Origin of the sequence: Alteribacter keqinensis, from assembly GCF_003710255.1 — a bacterium.
GTDB classification, from domain to species: Bacteria; Bacillota; Bacilli; order Bacillales; family Salisediminibacteriaceae; genus Alteribacter; species Alteribacter keqinensis.
Genome location: NZ_RHIB01000001.1, coordinates 141705 through 165647, shown reverse-complemented (window position 1 = coordinate 165647; position 23943 = coordinate 141705). Strand labels below are relative to the sequence as shown.

21 protein-coding genes are annotated in these 23943 nt (G+C 46.5%); 8 read left to right on the top strand and 13 right to left on the bottom strand.

All coding sequences use genetic code 11. From position 1 onward, the window contains the following. The first annotated feature begins 154 nt into the window (after positions 1–154). Positions 155–1516 (top strand): magnesium transporter, encoded by a 1362-nt coding sequence (mgtE, locus tag EBO34_RS00740; protein ID WP_122896058.1) that lies wholly within the window; start codon positions 155–157, stop codon positions 1514–1516. Positions 1517–1618: 102 nt separating this feature from the next. Here the strand turns inward: mgtE and EBO34_RS00735 are convergent, their stop codons facing one another. After that, positions 1619–2698 (bottom strand): M42 family metallopeptidase, encoded by a 1080-nt coding sequence (locus tag EBO34_RS00735; protein WP_122896057.1) that lies wholly within the window; start codon positions 2696–2698, stop codon positions 1619–1621. A 398-nt stretch (positions 2699–3096) separates the two neighbouring features. On the opposite strand from EBO34_RS00735, the gene EBO34_RS00730 reads away from it, so the two are divergent. From EBO34_RS00730 to EBO34_RS00720, 3 genes are all read left to right on the top strand, one after another. Next, a complete protein-coding gene (locus tag EBO34_RS00730; RefSeq protein WP_122896056.1) occupies positions 3097–3354 on the top strand; it encodes a hypothetical protein in 258 nt (85 codons plus the stop codon). A 111-nt stretch (positions 3355–3465) separates the two neighbouring features. Continuing rightward, positions 3466–4410: a 6-phosphofructokinase gene (gene pfkA / locus EBO34_RS00725; protein ID WP_122898416.1), complete on the top strand. Its 945-nt coding sequence runs from the start codon at positions 3466–3468 to the stop codon at positions 4408–4410. Positions 4411–4886: 476 nt separating this feature from the next. Continuing rightward, complete coding sequence (locus tag EBO34_RS00720; protein WP_122896055.1) at positions 4887–6158, top strand: ammonium transporter; 1272 nt, start codon at positions 4887–4889, stop codon at positions 6156–6158. A 98-nt stretch (positions 6159–6256) separates the two neighbouring features. On the opposite strand, the gene EBO34_RS00715 is transcribed toward EBO34_RS00720, so the two are convergent. Both EBO34_RS00715 and EBO34_RS00710 read right to left on the bottom strand, forming a co-directional pair. Continuing rightward, a complete protein-coding gene (locus EBO34_RS00715) occupies positions 6257–6508 on the bottom strand; it encodes a hypothetical protein (protein WP_122896054.1) in 252 nt (83 codons plus the stop codon). A 23-nt stretch (positions 6509–6531) separates the two neighbouring features. Then, positions 6532–6789 carry a hypothetical protein gene (locus tag EBO34_RS00710; protein WP_122896053.1) on the bottom strand — a complete coding sequence of 86 codons (258 nt, stop codon included), beginning with the start codon at positions 6787–6789 and terminating at the stop codon, positions 6532–6534. Positions 6790–6938: 149 nt separating this feature from the next. Between EBO34_RS00710 and EBO34_RS00705 the strand changes: the two genes are divergently transcribed. From EBO34_RS00705 to EBO34_RS00690, 4 genes are all read left to right on the top strand, one after another. Then, a complete protein-coding gene (locus tag EBO34_RS00705; RefSeq protein ID WP_122896052.1) occupies positions 6939–8483 on the top strand; it encodes a peptide chain release factor 3 in 1545 nt (514 codons plus the stop codon). A gap of 641 nt (positions 8484–9124) precedes the next feature. Next, positions 9125–9820 (top strand): DUF1538 domain-containing protein, encoded by a 696-nt coding sequence (locus EBO34_RS00700; protein ID WP_122896051.1) that lies wholly within the window; start codon positions 9125–9127, stop codon positions 9818–9820. Further along, positions 9817–10548, top strand: coding sequence for a DUF1538 domain-containing protein (locus EBO34_RS00695; RefSeq protein ID WP_122896050.1), 732 nt, complete (start codon positions 9817–9819; stop codon positions 10546–10548). Before EBO34_RS00700 ends, EBO34_RS00695 begins: the two co-directional genes overlap by 4 nt. After that, on the top strand, positions 10545–11243 hold the full coding sequence (locus EBO34_RS00690) for a P-II family nitrogen regulator (RefSeq protein ID WP_122896049.1): 699 nt from the start codon (positions 10545–10547) through the stop codon (positions 11241–11243). The genes EBO34_RS00695 and EBO34_RS00690 overlap by 4 nt, the downstream gene beginning before the upstream one ends. Positions 11244–11287: 44 nt before the next feature. On the opposite strand, the gene EBO34_RS00685 is transcribed toward EBO34_RS00690, so the two are convergent. The 10 genes from EBO34_RS00685 to EBO34_RS00630 form a co-directional block, all read right to left on the bottom strand. Then, complete coding sequence (locus tag EBO34_RS00685; RefSeq protein WP_122896048.1) at positions 11288–11875, bottom strand: pentapeptide repeat-containing protein; 588 nt, start codon at positions 11873–11875, stop codon at positions 11288–11290. 84 nt (positions 11876–11959) lie between these two features. Then, positions 11960–12151 (bottom strand): aspartyl-phosphate phosphatase Spo0E family protein, encoded by a 192-nt coding sequence (locus EBO34_RS00680; RefSeq protein ID WP_122896047.1) that lies wholly within the window; start codon positions 12149–12151, stop codon positions 11960–11962. 142 nt (positions 12152–12293) lie between these two features. Next, entirely contained in the window at positions 12294–14030 is a 1737-nt protein-coding gene (locus tag EBO34_RS00675) for a phospho-sugar mutase (RefSeq protein WP_122896046.1), read from the bottom strand. A gap of 186 nt (positions 14031–14216) precedes the next feature. Then, positions 14217–15890: a glycerol-3-phosphate dehydrogenase/oxidase gene (locus EBO34_RS00670; RefSeq protein WP_122896045.1), complete on the bottom strand. Its 1674-nt coding sequence runs from the start codon at positions 15888–15890 to the stop codon at positions 14217–14219. Between the two features lie 225 nt (positions 15891–16115). Further along, positions 16116–17612, bottom strand: coding sequence for a glycerol kinase GlpK (gene glpK, locus EBO34_RS00665; RefSeq protein ID WP_122896044.1), 1497 nt, complete (start codon positions 17610–17612; stop codon positions 16116–16118). A gap of 18 nt (positions 17613–17630) precedes the next feature. After that, complete coding sequence (locus EBO34_RS00660; RefSeq protein ID WP_122896043.1) at positions 17631–18191, bottom strand: glycerol-3-phosphate responsive antiterminator; 561 nt, start codon at positions 18189–18191, stop codon at positions 17631–17633. A 211-nt stretch (positions 18192–18402) separates the two neighbouring features. Continuing rightward, the gene (locus EBO34_RS00655) at positions 18403–20412 is read right to left on the bottom strand and encodes a beta-galactosidase (RefSeq protein ID WP_122896042.1); all 2010 of its coding nucleotides are present in this window, start codon (positions 20410–20412) and stop codon (positions 18403–18405) included. 558 nt (positions 20413–20970) lie between these two features. Then, positions 20971–21807: a carbohydrate ABC transporter permease gene (locus EBO34_RS00640; protein ID WP_429699409.1), complete on the bottom strand. Its 837-nt coding sequence runs from the start codon at positions 21805–21807 to the stop codon at positions 20971–20973. Further along, on the bottom strand, positions 21807–22700 hold the full coding sequence (locus tag EBO34_RS00635) for a carbohydrate ABC transporter permease (protein ID WP_122896038.1): 894 nt from the start codon (positions 22698–22700) through the stop codon (positions 21807–21809). The genes EBO34_RS00640 and EBO34_RS00635 overlap by 1 nt, the downstream gene beginning before the upstream one ends. 27 nt (positions 22701–22727) lie before the next feature. After that, on the bottom strand, positions 22728–23825 hold the full coding sequence (locus tag EBO34_RS00630; protein ID WP_122896037.1) for a M24 family metallopeptidase: 1098 nt from the start codon (positions 23823–23825) through the stop codon (positions 22728–22730). Between the last annotated feature and the right edge of the window lie 118 nt (positions 23826–23943).

Below are 23943 nucleotides of genomic sequence, written 5' to 3'. Positions count from 1 at the left end.
GAAACAGACCAAATTGGAGGTGGTGTGAAATGGACCCGAGTCCCAGTCGAAGTTTAATTGGAAGTTTTAGCATAAGAGAAACAGGAAATTTAATAATAAGAGCAGGGTTCATTCACACCTTTGTGGCTGACCTTGTTTAAGGAGGCTGACCAAAATGGTAAAACTGACTGAACAAAACCGCGAGCAGTATGCAAAAAGCATTCTTGACGCGCTAAATGTAGAAGACATCCAGGAATTCCGTCATTTATTCCTTGAACTGCACCCGCAGGATCAGCTCGACTTTTTCCTTGAGCTTACTGAAATACAGCGAAAAAAAGTATACGAGTACCTTTCACCGGAAGAATTCTCCGAGATTTTTCAGGAGCTGGAGCTTGAAGAACAAAAAAACACAATTGAAGAACTAGATACGATTTATACACAAAGTGTATTTGCTGAAATGTCCGCCGATGATGCCGCCGATTTCCTCGGTGAAGTCCCTGAAGCAACGGTTAAGAGAGTGCTTGACGGGCTTGAGTCGGAGGATGCCAAAGACATTCGTGAACTATTAAGCTATGAAGAGGAAACTGCCGGTGCGATTATGACCAAGGAGTTCATCAACATCACTGCTCAGTCCACCGTAAGAGATGTGATCGAACTCCTTCGCCAGGAAGGCCCTGACGCAGAGACGATCTACTATTTGTACGTTGTAAACGGCAATCATGAGCTTGCAGGTGTTGTTTCCCTTCGTGATCTCATTATCAGCGATCCGAATGAAAAAGTGGAAAATGTAATGAGTACCCGTGTGGTTTCTGTGAAGACAGATGATGACCAGGAAGACGTTGCGAACTTAATTAAAAAATACGACTTCCTCGCTGTACCGGTTGTCACGTCAACAAATACACTTGTAGGTATTATTACAGTCGATGATATTATCGACGTTATTGAAGAAGAAGCCACAGAAGATATCGGTGAGTTAGCTGCATCACGCGGTGCGACTGACGTAAATCTGTCTTCCTTTACTGCCGCTAAAAAGCGTTCCCCTTGGATCATCATGCTGATGTTTTTCGGCTTGATTACAGCAGGAGTAATCGGACAGTTCGAAGAAACCCTTGAACAGATCGTGCTGCTTGCTGTCTTTATCCCTCTTTTGATGGACTCGGCAGGAAATACAGGCACACAATCCCTGGCTGTTATGGTCCGTTCTCTTGCAACAGGATCCTTCGAGAAAAAAGGGATGTTCAACACCATTAAAAGGGAGTTTGGAACAGGAATTTTCCTCGGTCTGATCTGTGCCATTGTATTAATGATTCTCATCCCTATCGTGTATGGTGATGTGATGATTGCCATTATTGTTGCTGTTTCCTTATTTTTCACCCTTAGTATCGCCACGATTGTCGGTGCAGTCGTTCCCGTTATTATCAATAAAATGAAGCTGGATCCGGCGATCGCATCCGGTCCGTTTATTACAACGGTTAACGACGTGCTCGGTCTGATGATCTATTTCTCCATCGCGACGGCGATGCTGCAGTATCTGTAAACGAATATTCAGGTGCCAGGCACTGTGTTTAGAAATTCACACAGTGCCTGACCCCAAGTGAAAAAGCTCACAGAGTGCCTGGCACCTTGTGAGCTTTTCACATTATTCAAGACCTTTGATTCTTTGGACGGTTTGTTCATCGAGCGCACTGATCATTTTAACGAGTAGTTTAACAGCATTATCGAGATCGTCTTGATGGACGATTGACACATGGCTGTGGATATACCTGGATGGCACGCTCACAACCAGTGTCGGGATTCCGAGTCCTTCGAGATGAAACTTCCCGCCGTCGGTCGCCCCACCGCTCATGAGCTCACGCTGGAACGGAATGTTGTTTTCCTTGGCAATGTACACAGCAAAATCCCGAAGCTTTCGGTGAGGAATCATGGAGCGATCAAGGAAACCGATGATGGGCCCTTTTCCAAGCTCAAGATTTGCCGCCTCCTGGTTCATTCCCGGTGTATCCCCTGCAACCCCTACATCTGTCGCAAATGCGATGTCAGGCTGAATCGTCTGAACAAGGGTTTGTGCTCCTCGAAGACCCACTTCTTCCTGAACCGTTGCGCCTGAATAAAGGGTGTTCCCAAGTGAGGTTCCCTGTAGTTTTTCAAGTACTTTCAGTGCTACATAACAACCTGCCCGGTTATCCCAGTTTCTCGCTAAAAGCATCTTGGGGTTAGGAAGAACTTCAAATTCTCCCACAGGACAAATCGCATCGCCAACTTCAACCCCGAAATCCCTTGCTTCTTCATCACTTGAGGCACCGATGTCGATAAACATCTTGTCAATCTCCAGCACCTTCTTCCGCTCTTCAGGTGCAAGAACGTGAGGGGCTTTGGAGCCGATCACACCTGTGAGGTCCCCTTTCGATGTTAGTACTTTTACACGCTGGGAGAGCATCACGTGTCCCCACCAGCCCCCGAGAGCTTTGAACTTAATAAAACCGGACTTTGTAATGCTGCTCACGATAAAGCCCACTTCATCCAGGTGCCCTGCTAGAAGAACTTTTGGTCCGCTCTTACCGATCCGACCCGTAATTCCTCCGAAGTTATCAATCACAATTTCATCACTCAGAGGTTCTATGTGTTTTTTCATCACATCGTAAGCCCGGTCCTCAAATCCGGGTACGCCTTCTGCACTCGTTAATTGACGCATTAATTCATATGTTTTGTTATCTGCCATTCATGGTCACCTCTTTCCTGTTTTAGTATGTACAGGAATTTTGGTTGCATGCCGGATTTAGGATTAGGGGAGAATTAAATGGTGTTAGGGGTGAAAAAAAGTACGTTAGTGGTGAATAACAGCGAGTTAGGGGAGAATTCCCAAACCGCAGCCCAGTCCACAAAAAAAGCCCCCTCCATCAAACGAGACGACTTTCATCCATTTATTTAACCAACCGGTGCTTTTACGTCCTTCATGATTTTGTGGCTTACTCTCACCTCATTTCGCCTATTTTCATAAAATGGACACAAAATCAAAATAAAATAATTTTGAATATAATGATTTCGTTTATACAAGCATTCCTTTGGCAACATACATTATTTTAGACCGGCCACCACGCTACGAAAGGAATCATTTGTATGGATATGTTGTACATCGTTATTCTCTTCACCTCACAGGTGGACTACATGTATGTAAGTGCAACCCCTTTTAATGAGACTGACCGGACACCTGCTCTTACCATCTCCGGGACGGACGGTTCGGAATTTTACATCAACGGAGATTTTGTTTATCTCAAACGTAAAGTCACCTCTTCTAACGTCACCCTTCTTGAAGAAGTCTATGAAGACTACTTACTGGAGTCGGGTAAAGAACTCGTCATTTTTGATATAGAATAGTAGCGTTCAGGAAAGGAAAGCGCTATCATATATTTATAGAAGAAAACAAGCAGCTCTTTTTCCTGGTTGCTTGTTTTATTTTGAGAGGGTGATAACGTGAAAATTGCAGTCATGACCAGTGGAGGCGACTCTCCCGGAATGAATGCCGGGGTCCGGGCGGTTGTAAAAAAGGCGATTTATCATAATCTTGATGTGTACGGTATTTACCGGGGATTTGAAGGCTTAATGGAAGATGACCTGAAGAAACTCGCTTTAAAGGATGTAGGAAGCATTATTCACCGCGGGGGCACCGTTCTTTATTCAGCCAGAAGCGAACGATTTAAAACAGAACAAGGACAGTCCCAGGCATTGGATGTGCTTAGAAAGCACGAGATAGAAGGACTTGTCGTCATTGGCGGGGACGGATCTTACCGCGGGGCACAGGTTCTTCACAATCACGGTATCAAAACGATCGGGCTGCCGGGGACAATTGATAATGACATCCGGGGAACCGATTATACACTCGGCTTTGATACAGCCATTAACACGGTTATTGATGCCATCGATAAAATCCGTGACACAGCAACTTCCCATGAACGTACATATGTCGTGGAAGTAATGGGCCGGGATGCGGGTGACATTGCTGCATGGTGCGGCCTCGGCGCCGGTGCCGAGAGTGTCCTGCTGCCGGAAGTCGAATCAAGCCGCGACGAAATGATTCAGCGGATCCAGGACGGGTTTGAGCGTGGTAAAAAACATTCAATCATCATCACAGCAGAAGGTGCCGGAAAGGCCGAAGAAATCGGTCAGTATATCAAAGAAAAAACAAACTTTGATACCCGGGTAACCATTTTAGGACACGTCCAGCGCGGCGGTTCCCCTAGCGCCTTCGACCGTCTCCTCGGCTCCCGGCTCGGGGCACGTGCGGTTGAAATGCTGATGAACGGAGAATCCGGTAAAGCACTCGGGCTTGAAAAGAACAGCATTTCCTCCCACGATTTCGACTATGTACTCGAGGACAAAGAAAACGAAGATATTAAAAAGCTTTATAACCTGGCAATCGAATTGTCTATTTAAAGAGAGGCGTCTCTCCATCTGGAGAGGCGTTTTTTAACAGGAACGGCTTTGGAGTAGAAAATGTCGTTATTTGATAAGGGGAAGTTGATGAACAATCGGTGAAGGTCGATGAATAAATGAGGTAACTCGATGAACAAACCTCTCATCGTGATGTCTTAAATCCTACAACTCGTAGCATTATTCCCTCACAACCAGTATCCCCTCTCACTGGACCTTCCCCCGCACACATATCCGACACTTTTACATTTTATCGACCATTTTCTTCGATACTCCCCTTTTTCAGGCCTGACCACTTGGGTATGTTTCCATCCTTCCATCTCCCTTCTCCCCCTTACTTTCGTCATCATTCTACCAACTTCTTTTTTATCTTAATTTTCTAAAAAGTGTGTCACATAATCTGACCGGTTTATAGTCACACCGCTCAGGACTGACTACACTATAAAAAAAACAGCAACACTGAAAGGGGAAAGAACTCTATGGAAGACAGTATTTTTCTGATGAACAACGTATGGGTTATTTTTGCAACAGTGCTTGTTATTTTGATGCAGGGAGGATTTATTCTCCTTGAGGCCGGATCGACAAGAATGAAAAACGCGGGGCATACGGCTGGTAAATCAATTTTCGCGTTTGGAATTGCCTCACTTACTTTTTGGGCAGTAGGCTATGGTTTTATTTACGGTGAAGGAAATGCCTTTATTGGTTTATCTGACTTTTTCTTTGGTGATTTTACTGGAGTATTTGACGGATTGATGGGCTCGGTTGACTTTATGTTCCAGCTTGCTTTTGCCGGAATCGCCCTCGCTATTGCTTTAGGTGGCTTTGCAGAAAGAGCGAAGATTTCTGTTTATATCATCTTCGCCGTCGTGTTTGCCGCATTCATTTATCCTGTCGTTGCACACTGGATTTGGGGAAGCGGCTGGTTAGCGGGGCTTGATAAACAGGATTTTGCCGGTTCAACCGTTGTTCACTTGACCGGTGCGATGGCTGCATTGGCCGCAACGATTTTATTAAAACCTCGAATTGGGAAATTTAATGCAAATGGCTCTTCCAATCCACTGAGCGGTCACAATCAGGTTTACACTGTCCTTGGTGTCTTGATTCTATGGGTTGGCTGGTTTGGCTTTAACGCTGGCAGTACACTTGAAGTCGCTGACGGATTTTTCGGCTATGTAGCTCTTAATACGCAGCTTGCTGCAGCTGCAGGTGCCATTGCTGCTCTCTTTATTACATGGGTTGACCGTGGAAAAGCGGACATTCCGACGATGCTGAACGGAGCACTTGCGGGCCTCGTTGCTATTACCGCCTCTTGTGCCTTCGTTGCTCCATGGGCAGCCGTACTCATTGGTTTTGTAGGTGGAATTATCGTCCACTTCAGTATGAAGTTCTTTGAGAAAAAAGGTATCGACGATCCGATTTACGCTCTTTCCGTACACGGTGTAGCCGGGGTATGGGGTACATTGTCCACTGGCTTCTTTGCCACTCCACAGCTTTCTGCCATGAACGGCGGAAGTGCCGGCCTTCTTTACGGCGGCGGGTTTACTCAGCTCGGCGTTCAGGCAATCGGCGTTATGGCTTGCGGAGCATTCGCCTTTATCGCTTCTTACGGATTCCTGTTACTCATCCGCCCGATGGTTGGAGGGCTTCGAGTATCCCGCGAGAAAGAACTCCTCGGTCTTGATATGAGTGAACACGGAAGCTATGGCTATCCAGAGAACTTTGCTCCTGAAGAAGCGAAATCTCAAGCGTGATCTCCCGGCTTTTGCCGGTGATCTAATAGAATTGCTTCTCCTTGAAAGGACCGCCCTCATCAGCCAGGGCGGTCCTCTTTTTATAATCCCAATCAGGTTCAAAGAACCATCGTCGTAAATGCAAATGCCGTAAGGGAATAAACGGCAAGGGCAATAAATAAGTAAGCCAGTTTCTTATGATTTTTTCTCCACTCAAACGATGCCCAAACCCCAAACATAATAGCTATAATGAGCAGGTGATAGGGCAAGGATAAGAGAAGTGCAGGTGATTGAATCGTGTTGTAAAGGAGCAGTCCTCCCATAAATATGAGGAGGATTGCGATCAGCCAGATCCAGCGTTGTTTAGTCATGATGTGTACTCCTGTTGTTTGTTTTACATTGCCAGCATGGTGAATACTACCATCAGCAGGGCGTATGCCGAGAGCAGCGTTAAAATAAAGGCAAAGGGATACGATTTTCTTTTCCAGCGGAGAATGGCCCAAATCCCAAAGGCAAGGCCGATAAGCAGCAGATGGTTCGGGAACGAAAATTCCTGTTCGGCCGCCTGCTGAAATACATACACTCCGCTTGAGGCGATGACGATCGCAAAAATGGCGGACATAAGATAATAAAACAAACGTTCATCCTTCATTGTTTCTCCCTCCCTCTCTCTCTCTTATGTGTTATTTTCCCGCTCTGTTTAAGAACCATGCATTTTTAGAGTGATTCCTGCCCGTAAGTTGTATATAATGGGGAGATGAATGTAAATATGAACGCTTGAATGTAGAAAGGGTTATGTACATGACTGCCGAATTACCAAGAAAAACATTTGCCATCATCTCCCACCCGGACGCCGGGAAAACCACATTGACCGAGAAGCTGTTATTCCTCGGCGGAGGGATCCGTGACGCAGGAACGGTTAAAGGAAAAAAGAGCGGAAAGTTTGCGACTTCCGACTGGATGGAGATCGAAAAACAACGTGGAATCTCCGTTACGTCCAGTGTGATGCAGCTCATTTATGACGACGTACAAATCAATATTCTCGATACACCAGGACACCAGGACTTCAGTGAAGATACGTACCGTACACTTACTGCCGTGGACACTGCCGTAATGGTGATCGACAGCGTAAAAGGGATCGAAGCCCAGACCCTGAAGCTCTTTAAAGTATGTAAAATGCGGGGAATTCCAATCCTCACGTTCATCAATAAGCTTGACCGTGAAGGAAAAGACCCTCTTGATCTTTTAGCTGAAATTGAAGAAGTTCTTGAGATGGAAACGTATCCGATGAACTGGCCAATCGGAATGGGTAAAACCCTCAAAGGCATTTACAGCCGTGAGAAGAACAAAATTGAAATTTACAATGATCAGCACGAACGTGTCATTGTGGACTACGACGAGCAGACAATGCTTGAGGACTATGAGAAAGAAAAGCTTGAAGAAGATGTTATGCTTTTGGACGAAGCAGGTAACGACTTCACGATGGACAAAGTCCGTAATGGTGAGCTTACCCCGGTCTTCTTCGGAAGTGCCCTTTCCAGCTTCGGGGTGCAGTCGTTCCTCGATGAATTCGTCAATCTTGCTGCACCGCCCCAGCCGAGAAAAGCGGGGGGGGAACTGATCAGTACAGACGGAGACACGTTCAGTGGATTTATCTTTAAGATCCAAGCAAACATGAACCCGAACCACCGTGACCGAATCGCATTCCTGCGGATTTGTTCCGGCAGATTCCAGCGTGGGATGGAAGTCATGCTTTCACGTACGGGCAAAAAAATGAAGCTCTCACAGTCCCACTCCTTCTTTGCTTCGGACCGTGAAACCGTCAATGACGCTCTTCCGGGAGACATCATCGGTCTTTACGACTCCGGTAACTTTGAGGTAGGCGACACGATTGTCACCGGCAGTGAGGCATTCCAGTATGAAGAAATGCCTCAGTTCCCGCCTGAGAAATTCGCGAAAATAATGGCAAAAAACGCATTGAAGCACAAGCAGTATCACAAAGGCATGAAACAGCTTGTCCAGGAAGGAACGATTCAGCTTTACCGCACACCGTATTTTGACGATTACATTATCGGTGCCGTCGGTGAACTTCAGTTTCAGGTGTTTGAGTACCGCATGAAAAATGAGTACAACGTGGATATCGAGTTCATCCACATGACTCACGAGCTCGCCCGTTGGGTAACGAAAGGTGAAATTACCGACAACATGACCGACAGCCGTAAGATGCTTGTAAAAGACCAGCATGACCGTTCGGTTCTCCTGTTTGAAAACGAATTTTCCCTTCGCTTCTTCCAGGATAAATACCCTGACCTGAAGCTCTCAACCGGCTGGGAGCTGCTTGAGTAGTAAAAAACAGTTATAACCCCCTGTCCATTCTGGATAGGGGGTTTTTTGCTTAGGTGAGGCAGGTATAGTCGCGTCTTCGGGGCTAGTCCTCGCTGTTTAACGGCTCCACTGGCATTAACGGGTTTATGCGCTCTATTCGCGGCTTGGTTGCATCCATTAACGGCTTCTGTTCCCTGATTAAATGCTTTACCTCTCCTATTAACGGTTAAGCACATTCACCAACCAAAAACCACAACAAAAAAGCCCTCTTTCCCAAAAACAGACTCTCCATTTAAACCGGCTTATTATATCTTCTCTTTCCTTTTCCTTCACAAAAGCGGCAGTTGCTCTTCCTCGACAAAAACCAAAGCTTCCTCTCCACATGACCGGCACCATTACACTGCTTACAGATGTAAATAATGGCCACTTTCCCCACCGCTTTCAATTTCTTTTTAACAGTATACACCGATATTTCAAAAAGTAACCAAGGATTGTACAATTAAATAGAAAATTCAGTTAAGTTTTCGCACGCATATTTTTAAGCGTAATAAAAGGGACTGAAGGGTATTAGTAAGTGAAGAGCTATACAAAGATTAATCCTCATTCGCTCTGCTTCGTTTTATCCCTTTACACTATAAATCCAGAAATGTTGGGGAGATGCTATGAAGAATGTATTAGACCAGTTCAAAGAAGTCAGTCTCGCAATCCTGCCAATGGCAGCCCTTATCATTTTACTGCAGTTTACGGTTATCGGGATGCCCACAGACGTCTTCATTCGATTTTTGTTCGGTGTCGTTATGGTTGGACTCGGACTCTTTCTTTTTTTACTCGGGGTACATATCGGACTCCTGCCGATTGGTGAACTTATTGGCTCCAACCTGCCCAAGTCGAAAAAACCATGGCTTGTTATTACTGTCGGGTTTATTCTCGGGGTTGCTGTGACGATCGCCGAGCCTGACGTGCGTGTCCTCGCTCTTCAAGTGGACCAGGTTTCAGGCGGTGAAATTACAAATACAACCCTCGTGTATACGGTCGCTCTCGGGGTTGGGATCTTTGTGGCACTTGCGATGGCAAGAACCATCTTTGAAATCCCACTCAAATACCTCCTTGTCGGGGGATACACCCTTGTTTTTGCACTTGCCTTGTTCACCCCGGACAACTTTATTCCCATTTCCTTTGATGCCGGCGGTGTGACAACCGGACCGATGACCGTTCCATTTATCCTTGCCCTGGGCGTCGGGGTCGCCTCCGTTATCCGCGGTGGGAAAGGGTCTTCAAGTGAAGGATTCGGCCTTGTGGCTCTTGCCTCAATCGGACCGATCATTGCCGTCATGATTCTGGGGGTGATTTACGGATGATCAGGGAACTGTTTGAAGGATTTGACCACGTGTTTTTGGAAGTAACGATGGCGGTTATCCCCTTGTTGATATTTTTCCTTGTCTTCCAGCTTTTCTTTCTCAAAATGGACAAGGAAAGAATTAAAAACGTTTTAATCGGAATTGTGCTTACATTTATGGGGCTCTCGCTCTTTTTACAGGGTGTTGAAGTAGGCTTCTTCCCTGCCGGCGAAGTGATTGGAGAGCTTCTTGGAGAAAGGGAAAACACCCTTATTCTCCTCCCGGTTCTCGGATTTTTGTTTGGGTTTACAGCAACATTTGCAGAACCTGCGATTCGTATCTTAAACTATGAAGTGGAAAAGGTAACATCGGGGTCCATCTCAAAAAACGTCATGCTTATCACCCTGTCTATCGGGGTTGCCTGCTCGATCGCGTTATCCATGTTCAGGATTGTTCTTGGCATCCCGCTCTGGTATTTAATCGTTCCAGGGTACGCCCTTGCTCTCATCCTCATTTTCTTTTCAAAGGACCGGTTCATTTCCATAGCTTTTGACGCAGGCGGTGTCGCTACCGGTCCGATGACGGTCACCTTTATTATGGCGATTGCAGTAGGGATTGCAGAAGTAACAGAAGGCCGGGATCCATTGATGGATGGGTTTGGTATGATTGCCCTCGTTGCAATTACACCTATTCTGTCTGTACTCATACTCGGATTAATTTACAAATGGAAGGAGAGTACATCTTCATGACACCATCGAAAAAGCACGATCATAAGCTCATACTCACCATTGTAAAGCGGGGCAGGTCAAAAAAAGTAATGAAAGCATCCAAAGCTGCCGGAGCTGAAGGGGGAACCGTTCTTCTCGCCAATGGCAGAGGCATTCATGAAAAAGGAAAGTCGTTCGGTCTCGACCAGATTTATGAGAAGGATCTGATTTTTACACTGGTCCGGGATGAAATCCTGCCGGATGTATTAGGAAACATTATTGATACTGTTAAACTCGATAAAAAGGGACAAGGGCTTGGCTGTATTATCGATATAAAAAAAACAATGGGCATTAATCATATGGACTATGAAGAGAGAGAAAAGGAGGATCTGGCTGAAATGACCGACGACAATAAGGGATTCAACCTGATCGTGACGATCGTAAATAAAGGAGATGCGGGCAAAGTAGTAGACTCTTCCATTGAAGGGGGAGCTGAAGGCGGAACGATCCTGAACGGCCGGGGCAGTGGCATCCATGAAAAGGCCAAGCTTCTTTCCCTTAGCATCGAGCCGGAAAAAGACATTGTTTTAACCCTCATTAAACGTGATAAGACAAAAGAAGTTCTATCGAAAATCGAAGAAGGAACCGAGCTGAATCAACCGGGGAAAGGCATTTGTTTTGTTTTGCCTGTAGAGGAGACGGTAGGCATACACCATCTTCTGCAGGATGAAGAATAGGAAGGTTGATCCAAGAGGTAAAAACGACCTTTTGGATCAACCTCTTAATCGACTTTCGCTCCGTGGCTTTCTGCTACACGTATCGCCTGGTGCCAATCAAGCTTCGTCTCCTGGAGTGTCAGATCCTTAAAGTTAATGCCATCCACCACGGCTTCGCGAAGGTCTGTCTTTTTAAGTAGGGCTTTCATCAGTTTTGCCCGTGTCAGATCCGCACCGGTAAAAACCGCGCCTGATAAATCAGCTTCATAGAAATCAGCTTCCAGCAGACGGACATTTTTGAACGACTGCTTTCCGAGACTCTGAAGCCTTAAATTGACGTAGGACCAGTCTCCCTCTTCAATAGTCATTCCTGTAAGGATGGCTTCCGTAAAAGAAGACCCCGTCATTTTGCAGTACGAGAAGTTCACCGTCCACAGATTTGCCATCTGAAAATCACAATTTAGAAAAGCCGAGGTATGATGAGTGGAATCATTCAGTCTTGCCCCGGTAAAATCACAGTTTTCGAACACACAGCCGGATGTTTTTACATCCTGGAGATCCGCACCTCTAAACTGACAGTCAGTAAAGGTACACCGCTCGATCTGTTCTGGCAAGCTGCTGAACGTTTCGGTTGTAAAGATCTGATCTTTCATGTTTATGTCAACTCACTTTTCTCTTTTTATAACCGTAGGATTTTAATACCGGTAAGATAAAAAAGCACAGAGATGCACAGCTTTTTAACTAAAGCCCGCATCACCTGCGCTTTTCTTTGTGCTGTTCGTGTATTGCTGGTACAGATTTAAAAGTTCGTCCAGTTCCTGACTGTACCTGACGGTTTCCTCGGAGGTTAAACTGTTTTTTTTAGCCGACAGCATCATAAGCTGACGCTTGTCTTCCACATAACGTTTCAGGTCGTGCAACAATACCATATACTCACTACCTCATCTGATTCGGTTAATTATTCTGACAAAAATCACAAATAATGTTAATTACTATTATAAATAAACCATCTTGAAAAGAAAAGAAAAAAGCATGCTGAATGAAAAACAACATGCTTCTTCCCGGTTGGTTCTATGACATTTCATTTACTTTTTGTAAAACAGCGTCCTTCAGCTGTTCAAGCTGGTTTTCCGCTTCACTGAGTGAGGTCTTTTTCACTCCGAAGTAGGCTTTAATTTTCGGCTCGGTGCCTGATGGACGAAGGCAGTACCAGGAACCGTCTTCCAGTACCACTTTAATGACATTGGAGGAAGGAAGATCAATGTTTTCAGAAGAGCCGTCCAGCATGTTCGTGCGTGTGCCGGTTGAGTAGTCTTCCTGCCATTTCACTTTCTGGCCAGCCTGTTCTTTCATCGGTTCACTTCGGAATGATTCCATCATACGGGCCATTGTTTCAGCTCCGCTTTTTCCTTTGAAGACGAATGATTCAAGATCCTCAAGGTAGTATCCATACTTCTCATATAATTCTGTCAGACCTTCAAAAAGAGTCTTACCCTGTTTTTTATAGTAAGCCGCAACTTCTGACGCCAGAAGAACGGCCTGGATGGCATCTTTGTCACGGGCAAATGGTTCAATTAAGTAGCCATAACTTTCTTCATAACCGAAAAGATACGTATTCTCTTTTGTCTTTTCATACTCGCGGATCTTTTCACCGATAAACTTAAATCCGGTCAGTACGTCCAGCGTTTCCACACCGTAGGATCCGGCAATCCGGCGTCCCATTTCAGACGTTACAATTGTTTTAATTACCACACCGTTTTCAGGAAGCGTTCCTGCAGCTTTTTTCCCGGATAGAAGGTATTCAAGCATAAGAGCACCTGTCTGATTACCTGTAAGCACTTTATACTGGCCATTTGAATCCTTGGCTGCAACACCTACTCGGTCACCGTCTGGATCAGTGGCAATTAGAATGTCTGCATCCCGCTTGTCCCCGAGAATCATAGCATGGTCAAACGCCCGGTGTTCTTCCGGGTTTGGAGACGTTACTGCCGAAAATTCCGTATCCGCTACAGCCTGTTCTTCAACGACGTGGACATTTCTGAAGCCGACACGGTTAAAAGCGTCCATCATCGGTGTCTGGGCAGCGCCGTGTAACGGAGTGAACACAATACTGAGATCGCTCCCCATTTCTTCGACAAGGCTTTTATCTACGACAACACTCTCGAGCGCCTCTCCGTATGATTTGTCCAGGTCTTCAAGAACATATTGGAAAAGCCCCTTCTCAATCAAGGTTTCTTTATCGGCTGTTTCAATTGTAAGTTCATTTTCCACAGCGTTTACCATTTCAATCAGACGGTCTGCATCTTTTGGTACGAGCTGCGCGCCATCATCGCCGTAAACTTTAAACCCGTTGTATTCCGGAGGGTTGTGGCTCGCCGTAATCATAATACCTGTGTGTGTGTTAAGCTCACGCACCGCAAAGGACAGCTGGGGAGTCGGACGCAATTCCTTAAAGACGTATGCCTTAACTCCGTTTGCCCCGAGTGTGCAGGCTGCTTCGATGGCAAATTCATGACTCATCCGGCGGTTGTCATGGGCAATAACAACGCCTCTGGACATCGCTTCTTCTCCGGCAGCTTTCATGTAATCTGCCAGCCCCTGAGCAGCTTTGCGGATTGTATAAACGTTCATCCGGTTCGTACCCGGTCCGATTTCACCCCGCATTCCACCTGTACCAAACTCAAGATTTTTGTAAAAGCTGTCTTCAAGATATGTTTCATCCTCCGCTTGCTTTAAAAGTTCCTCTTTTAAATCTTCACGAAGGCTGTCATACCCCATCCATTTTTCAAACTGTGTCTTCCAGCTCATTTAGTTCCTCCTCATAGTGCAGTATTTGTCGTATGTAAATTTGCTCATAAAGCAGAGAAGCTCCAAAAAGGCATGGGCCTTTCCTTTGCACTTGCAGGAAAAGCCCTATCAGACAAGAAGATGATAGGGCTTTTCTGGTTTCTTTTATTATACGAGTGGTTGAAAGAAAAACCAAGACTCGTTTTGTTATGCGTGTGTTTTTTCCTGGACTTTCTCTTCAGGATTCATGGCATAGGCCATTTCACGCTCCAGCTCTTCAATATACTGCTCTCTCTGTTCACGGGTCCAGTGGAGGCGGTAAGACAGGTAATTAACAACCTGCTCCTTCCATTCCTTAACCCAGTGAATGTCAAAGAACAATGATCCGGTTCGGCGGTTAAAGAAGTCAAGCGGTGAAACTGTCATCTCTTCTTCCAGTCCGTATACAAGACTTGCATACAAGCTCTTCGGCATATGAAAGTGCTTTGCTTCTTCACCTGTTGTTTCAATAATCTCGTAAATACGCTTCACGTTTGAACCGTACAGCTTAACAAGTTTTTCTGCTTCTTTTTTCTCAAGACCCAGGTTCATCCCGGCCTTTACCTGCTCTTTTTGGAATGCTGCAAGGCCATTTGATCCGCCGACGGCACCGCCTGAAAGAACAATTTTGTCGGTTGTGCATTTGCCTTTTACACCAAGGTCTTTCGCTACCATGTCTACAATACGCTCTGCCATTTTACGATAGCCGGTGAGCTTTCCACCGGCAATGGAAATCAGACCGGAGTCAGAAATAAACGTTTCGTCTTTTCTTGAAATCTCAGAAGCTGATTTTCCTTCTTCGTGGATAAGCGGACGCAGACCAGCCCAACTGGACTCTACATCTTTTTCTTCAAGTTTGAGGCTTGGAAATACATAATTTGTAGCCTTAAGAATGTAATCCAGATCTTCCTGAGTCATACGGGGACTCGCAATTCGTCCATCGTAATACGTGTCCGTGGTCCCTACATATGTTTTCCCGTCACGGGGAATCGCAAACACCATTCTTCCATCATCTTCCGTATCAAAATAAACAGCATGCTTTAACGGTAGACGGGACTGGTCAATCACAAGGTGTACCCCTTTTGTTAAGTAAAGGAACTTACCTTTTTTTGATCCGTCAATTTCCCGGAGATCGTCAACCCATGGTCCTGCAGCATTTACAACGCGCTTTGCTTTAATGTCGAATGTTTTGCCTGTAACGAGGTCTTTTACTTTCGCCCCAATAACACGGCCGTCCTTATAAAGAAGAGTTTCAGCTTTCGTGTAGTTGGTGGCTTTTGTACCACGGTGAACGGCTTCTTTCATAATCTCCAGTGTAAGGCGGGCATCATCCGTTTTGTACTCAACATAGACTCCGCTTCCTTTAAGACCTTCTTTGCGAAGAAGAGGCGCTTTCTCAAGTGTCGCTTTTTTATTGAGCATGTTTCGGCGTTCATTTCGTTTTACTCCTGCAAGCTTGTCGTAGGCTTTCAGGCCGACAGATGTGGACAGCTTTCCAAACGTGCCGCCTTTCATAATCGGCAGAAGCATCCACTCCGGAGATGTTACGTGAGGGGCGTTTTCGTACACAATGGCACGCTCTTTTCCTACTTCAGCCACGAGCTTGATCTCAAACTGTTTTAAATAGCGCAGTCCCCCGTGTACAAGTTTCGTAGAACGGCTGGAGGTTCCCGCTGCAAAATCCTGCATTTCAATGAGGCCCGTTGAAAGACCCCGCACAGAAGCATCCAGAGCAATCCCCGCTCCTGTAATTCCGCCCCCGATTACTAGCAGATCGAGTTCGTTATTTTCCATTTCTTCAAGGTACGTATTTCTTTGAATTGCTGAAAATGGCTTGACCATTTACAAACATCCTTTCTTTTATAGGAAACATTATTTTTGATTTATCTTTCAGGTCCGGCAAAAAGAAAAGACCACAACATCTCCTTTTCCCCTTAAAAGCGTATATTACGCCCAGGGAATTGGAGTGTTGTGGTCTTTCTCCTAATCTCCGACCTGTTATGAACTTATCTGCAGTATACTACAATTGCCGGGTTTTTGAAAGGGTAAAGAGCGGACGATTTGGATTTATACTTTGTAAGCCACCGTTGCTTCGATTGCCTTCTTCCACCCTTTATACAAATTATCGCGCTGATCGGCCGGCATCTGTGCTTCAAATGTCTTATCAACATCCCACTGCGCAGCAATCTCTTCCCTGCTGGACCAGAATCCGGTAGCCAGTCCTGCCAGATAGGCCGCTCCGAGGGCTGTCGTTTCCTGAACAACCGGCCGTTCAACCGGGGCATCAATAATGTCGCTCTGAAACTGCATTAAGAGGTTATTTGCCACAGCACCTCCGTCCACGCGAAGGGTCTTTACATCAATCTTTGAATCTTGTTCCATAGCGTGCACGACGTCCTTTGCCTGATAGGCAAGTGACTCGAGTGTTGCACGGATAAAGTGTTCCTTTTCCGTTCCGCGGGTAAGACCGAAGATCGCTCCCCGGGCATCAGAGTCCCAATACGGTGTTCCAAGGCCGACGAAAGCAGGTACAAGGTATACGCCGTCTGTAGATGCCACTTTTTCTGCATATTTTTCAGTGTCGCCGGCACTTTTAATCATGCGAAGGCCATCACGGAGCCACTGTATCGCAGAGCCGGCGACGAAAATACTTCCTTCCAGGGCGTACTCGACTTTACCGTCCAGTCCCCATGCGATCGTCGTAAGAAGGCCGTGATCCGATTTTACTGCTTCTTCTCCCGTATTCATGAGCATAAAACAGCCGGTTCCATAAGTATTTTTAGCCATTCCTTTTTCAAAGCATGCCTGTCCGAACAATGCGGCCTGCTGGTCCCCTGCTGCACCCGCAATCGGCACTTTCTCTCCGAAGAAATGATAATCAATCGTTGTACCGTAAACTTCAGAAGATGGCTTCACTTCAGGAAGCATCGCTTTTGGTACATCAAGAATGGATAGAAGTTCGTCATCCCATTTCAGCTCGTGAATGTTGTACATAAGTGTACGGGAGGCATTGGAATAATCGGTCACATGGGCCTTGCTGCCGGACAGCTTCCAGATGAGCCATGTATCAATCGTACCGAAAAGGAGCTCCCCTTTTTCAGCACGCTCTCTCGCTCCGTCCACGTGGTCAAGGATCCACTTCACTTTTGTACCGGAAAAGTACGGATCCACCAGGAGCCCTGTTTTTTCCCGGATCGTTGTTTCGTGACCTGCTTTTTTAAGTTTTTCACAGATCTCTGCTGTCTGTCTTGATTGCCAGACCACCGCGTTATGAATCGGTCTGCCTGTTTCTTTTTCCCAGACAACGGTCGTTTCCCGCTGGTTCGTAATGCCGATGCCTGCAATCTGTTTCGCTGAAATCCCTGTGCGGCTCAGAAGCTCTGCAATGACAGCTAAAATGGACGACCAGATTTCGTTGGCGTTATGCTCCACCCAGCCCGGCTCGGGATAGATCTGCTTGAATTCAGTCTGAGCCATGTCCACTACCGAACCTTCCTTATCAAAAAGTATTGCTCTTGAGCTCGTTGTTCCCTGGTCTAATGAAAGAATGTACGTTTGCTCCATCGTTTCTCCTCCTAATGCTTACTTCTCTATATAGTGCTTCCATAGTTCTTTATTTGATGTAGTTACTGATGCGGCTCCTGCCTTGAGGGCTGTTTCTGCGTCCTCTTTCGTCCTGATCAGTCCGCCTGCAATTACCGGTGTCTGTGTCCGGGCCGTAATCTCCTCGATCAGATGAGGGACGACACCGGGAAGGACTTCAATGTAGTCGGGCTTTGTGAGCTCGATTTTTTTGTAGCTTGCTTCAAGTGCGAGGGAGTCGAGCAGAAACAGCCTTTGAATGGCTGAAATTCCTTGCTTCTTCGCTTTTAAAACCATATTTTTCCTCGTCGAGATCAGTCCGTCCACTTTAATGTCCTGACAGAGAAAGTCTGCACCGTAATCATCGCTTTTCAGGCCGTGGACCAGATCTGCGTGAATAAACATTTTCTTGTTGGCCCTTTTCGCTGTGGTCACAATGCTCCGCAGCTGGCCGATATGGCTTTCAAGAAGAATAATGGTTTCATAAGGGCTCCTTAAGAGCCAGTCAAAGTCTTTCAGCTGGCGGATCGCCGGCAGCACTGTCTGCTTGGAATCGTTCATTGCGTTTCACTCCTATCTTTTAACATAGTACCTTTTTTATTGGAGCGTGTAAAAGATAGGTGTGTTGGATGGAAGGGGGCGGCGGCCGGATTCCTTAACCCACCGACACAATCCCTCAATCGAAATCTTTTTCCTGAAAACAGCCCGTCCGGCCCCTATCATCCGGACGGAAAAAAGTCAGAGAGAGCCCCCGCTCCCCCTGACAACTTATCTATTGTTGTTTCTTAAGAACAATGCTTCCCAGTGATCCGATCTCAAACGTTCCTTCATACACTTCACCTGTTACAGGATCCTGCCACTTTCCTTCTGGCAGTTCAAACGAATGGGCAGCATCCGTGTCGTGGTTCAGGACGCTCATAAACTCACTGCCGCTCTCCCCGCGGAAAAGGACTTCCACATTCTCCGGCGTCTCAACTGTCGCCACTCCGGCGTCAGCAAGAACTTCTTTGTATAGGGGACGGAGCATCGCCGGCTCCACGGCGCTTCCAACATAATACACCGTTCCTTTGCCTGTGCGGTTTCGCGTAATGGCAGCCTGTCCTGAGTAGAACGTGTTTCGGTACTCCGCCAATACTTCTGCCGTGACCGGATCGACCAAGTCGCACCAGACGGTCGCATCAGACATGATGCCTTCGATCGCCCCTTGCACACCTTCAACTTGGTTAACCTGACCGCTTTGAAGTGACTCGTATTCGTTTACTTCGATACCCGCGATTTCAGCAAGATCGCCCGGCAGTGTCTGGTCCGTCACTACATTGTGCTCGTCTTTCACACCGGAACGGTACGTTAGAATAACGGTTCCGCCCGCATTGGCGTAAGCCTTCAGCTTATCTGTAAACCCGGGCTTCGTTAAGAAGTACACCGGTACAACGACCACTTTATACGAATTGAGCTCTTCCACTTCGCTGATGATGTCCGTTATTGCATTTACTGCATACGCAGGCTCATAGAAACGAAGGAACTCGTTCACATAGTTAAACATTTCACTTTGAGGCTGGATCTGCCATGCCCAGTCGTTTTCAGGGTCATGGTAAACGGCTACGTCTGCTTTGTAGTCCGCTGCAATCCAGTCGTCACCGAACACTTTCATATTCTCAATCACTTTCTTTACTTCATCGAACTTACGCTTCGGCTTTCCGTCGTGATCAAGAATTCCGTGACAGAACTCCTCTGTTCCAAAACGTGCTGCACGCCAGCGAAAATAGACAATCGCTTCGGCACCGCGGCTGATCGCCTGGTACGTCCAAAGCTGAAGGTGACCCGGACGCGGCAGGTAGCCGATCCGGCTCCACCCTTGCGCACCGGACAACTCTTCCATCACCCAGTAGCCTTTTCCGCTCTTCGTTCCGCGGCACAGGTCATGCTGGCGGGCAATGTTTCCAGGTGTGATCGGCTCAGGAAGGCCGCCCCATACCGGATAGTTGTCAAAGGAGATAAAATCGAGATCTTTCGCCATTTCTTTTTGATTCAAGGCCAGGCCTGTGTAAACAAAGTTGTGTGTAATAAACTGACGCTCATCAATGTGCTTTTTCAGCTCGTCCACCTGAAGACGGTTGTAGCGGTTATACGCTTCAGCACAAAAGCGATCAAAGTCGAGTAGAAGACTCGGGTTGTGCTCCTGGTACACTTTACGTGGTACAGGAATCTGCTCCCACTCCGTGTATGTCTGACTCCAGAACACCGTTCCCCACGTTTCATTTAATTTTTCAAGAGTGCCGTACTGCTCTTTCAGCCAGTCCTGAAAACGGGCACGATCCTCGTCTCCGTAACTTCGGTCTGATTTCTCATGACCGTATTCGTTGTCTGTCTGCCATCCGATCACTGCCGGGTGCTGACCGTAGCGCTTTGCCATTTCATTAACGATTTTTTTCGAAAACTCCTGGTACGTCGTGCTGTTTACGGTATAGTGACGGCGGGCACCAAAGGAGATGGTTATGCCGTTTTCATCCACCGGAAGAATGTCAGGATAGCGCCGGACCATCCAGGCCGGCGGTGTAGCCGTTGGTGTACCAAGGACTACATCAATACCGTTTTTGGCAAAAAGTTCGATTGCTTCGTCGTATAAAGAAAAGTCATACGTTCCTTCCTCCGGCTCCATCAGACTCCAGCCGAATTCGGCAATACGCACAACATTAATGCCTAACTCTTTCATCATACGCACATCTTCAGACCAGCGCGTCTTTGGCCATTGTTCTGGATAATAATCTACACCGATATACATGTTGTTTACCTACCTTTATTCGTATTCTTTGTTGTTTTTTATCATGGTACAATTTGATAAAGCCCGCTTGCCATACGCTTTCCGCGTGAAGCAAGGCCCCTGAAAAAGTCCATTAGTTCGGAAAAGTTAGGTGTTGATTTCCGCTCATTGCACTTTCCGCGGGCGGCTCGATCCTCAGCGCTCTGCGCTTCCGGGGTCTCCCCGGAACTCGCTTTTCCCGCAGGAGTGTCGCGCATTCGCTCTAATCAACACACCTTTTAAAACACGACAATGCCTTTAGCAAATCAAAAAATCATAACCTATTTTGTGCTGCCATAAGAACCTTAAAGTGGTAACGTTCTTATCGGACTTTGACTTTTCCAGCGCTCCCCCAAGCTCTGCGGTGTCTTGCCTCGCCCCCATCGCAGTCTCAGCACTCCGGCTTTTTTCCAAAGATGATGCAGCGGAAATGACCGAGACTCCTGCGGAAGTGGGGGCAAGGAGAGAAGTGAGGAGGCTCGCCGGCACCTCCGTGGAAAGCGAAGGGCATTTCCGCTGCATTTTCTATCTCTTTCTATACTATTCTTTCACCGATCCGCCCAGAATTCCTGAAATGAACTGCTTTTGCAGCATCAGGAAGAAAATCATGATCGGTAATGTAGATAACGTCGTTCCAAGCATAATCTGGCCGTAATCAATACGTGACATTCCTACAAGGCTGGATAAAGCAACCGGCAGCGTGTACATGTCACTGGAGTTCATCACAACGAGCGGCCACAGGAAGTTGTTCCACTGGAACATGAACAAGAAAATTGCGACAGCCGCAAGTGCCGGCCTCATCGTCGGCAATACGACCCTGAAGAAAATCCTGAACTCGCCAGCGCCGTCCACCCGGGCTGCTTCAAGGAGAGAGTCCGGAATGGCTTTCATATTCTGTCTCATCAAAAAGATCGCAAACGGATACGACAAGTGCGGCAGAATAACCGCGCGATACGTATTTAACCACTCAAGGTCCGCCATCAGTTTAAAAAGCGGAATTAATGTTACGTGATACGGGATCATGATCGCAAGGAGCAGCGTGAAGAAAATCGCGTTGCGTCCTTTAAACCGGTATTTGGCAAAGGCATAGCCCGCTGCCGAACAAATCATCACACTGAACAGGGTAAATAACAGCGTAATCGAAAGGGAGTTAAACATAACCCGCCAGATGCCAACTGTGTCATTTAAGTTTCGCAGATTTTCAAAGAAGTGATCCCCCGGTGTCAGGTTGGGCGGGATACTGAAAATGCGCCCTGAGGGGTTTGTTGCACCGATGAACATCCAGTAAAACGGAAACATGGAGATGATAACACCGATGAGCAAGAATGAGTAAAGACCAATTTTTTTAAGCAGTTCGCGAATTTTTTTCTTTTTCATCATTCTTTATCACCTACCACTTTCATCTGCAGCCAGGACAGAATCGCAATAATAATTACGAGTACATAGGCAATGGCTGAAGCATAGTTAAAGTCAAAGTAACGGAACCCGTTCATGTAAAGGTAAAGAGAAATTGTAAGCGTTGAGTTGTTCGGCCCCCCGCCTGTTAAAATGAACGGCTCATCGAAAAGCTGGAGCGTTCCGATTGTTGAAAGAACGAAAGTAAACAGAAAGATCGGCTTCAGCTGCGGCAGTGTGATGGAAAAGAACTGACGAATTTTCCCCGCGCCGTCAATACTTGCAGCCTCGTATAGAGAGCTTGAAATGTTCTGCAGTCCCGCAAGGAAGATAACCATGTTATAGCCTGTCCAGCGCCAGGTTACGGCAATAATCAGGGAAACCTTGGCCCAGAACGGATCGTTCAGCCATGCAATAGAATCAAACCCTAAAAGGTTCAGCATATAGTTCACAATTCCGTAGTTTTCATCAAGTAAAATCATAAAGATAATGGCATAGGCGACTAGTGCAGTAATTGCGGGCATAAAGAAGGCTACCCGGAAGAATCCACGCATTTTGAGTAAAGCAGAGTTCATGAATACAGCCAGAATAACAGCGAGTGTAAGCATGATAGGTACTTGAATAATTAAGATGATGAATGTATTTGACAATGCTTTATAAAACAACGGGTCGTTAAACAAACGGATATAGTTGGCAAGTCCCGCAAATTCCGTGACGCCGCCAGTTGTACGCTGAAAACTTAGAATGAGTGAAGATATAACCGGATACAGCGTAAAGATGACGAACAGAAGGACAGCTGGTGCAATAAAGATATAAGGCGCTGTCTTCGGTGTAATAAATTTGCGCTTCTTTTTCGGTTTAACCGACTGTTCCATAGAGGTACCCCTTTCCAGGTAAATTAATTACGCTTGCTTTGCTGCTTGTTTAATCAACAGGTCAGGGCGGCTGTAGATAACCCCGGCCACTTCCACATCGAGATACGGCCATTCATTCGTTTTCGTCAGGATGTGATTTTCGTTCTCTTTTACAAGGATGGTATCTTCTGATTTAATTCCCGGCAGTGCCGGGTTCCATGTGAACGGCTGATTGACTCTAACCTTGGCTTGTGACTTCGGAGTGGCAAGATACTCACGTGAATCATAGCCCGTCGGCCCGCCCTGGTGAAGGAACTTCCAGTCATCTGGAAAACCGGCGTTTGCATACTCCTCGATTCCTTTTTTTATAATGTTACCGACAATTGCTCCTGGTCTTGTATGGTGAATCATCGTCGCGTCAATCTTTGCGAGGCGAGTCCGGTTCTCAAGGAGCTCATTTGGAGGCTCACCAACGTAAACAAACCTTGTGGCGTTTGCTACCAGTCCCCCACGCTCCACACAGGCCACAACCATGGCGTGCTTACGGAATACTTTATCTGTAGGGATCGGGTGACGGTATTCATAAATCCGTTCGTCTGAGGCGACAAGTACAACCTGTGTTGTGCCCCCAAACCGGGTCACTTCATGAGCCACGATACTGGCAACCTCGTATTCTGTCATTCCCGGTTCTGCTCCTCTGGCAGCCCGTTCAACTGCAAGAGCTGTTTCGTAGCAAAGGGTCCGGTACCGTTCTTCGTCTTTGGCAGTCAGCGTTGACCTCATTGCGGCGAGTTGTTCATCAACAACCCGAAAGTCATCAAAATAGGAATCAGATGCAACTTTTTTTCCTTCTGTTAATTGCCTGATGATTTCGCCTTCGTCTTCAAACCAGTCGCACGTGTGAACCTCATATTGGAATGTCACGTGGGCCAGTTCCTCTTCCTCAATCCGTTTGACCTCCATGTTATTCGTAATCAGATGGACACGGTCCAGCGTAATGAGCAAGCTGGCTACTCCCTGGTCTGTTGATTGTACGATGTAGTTTCGCTGTCCGCCGGTGATCCATGAGAAATTATTTCGTTTAGATAGAAGAAGGGCTTCATAGTTGTTTTCTGCGAGCCATTTCTGAAGCTGTTCAATTGCCATAGGAGACTCCTCTTTTCTTAAATTGTGTCATTCATTTTGTCATATTTTTGCTTTATTAATTTAATTTACTAACTTGATGGAAAGAAAGAAGAGCTATCTTTCAGCTCTTCTTTCAGTT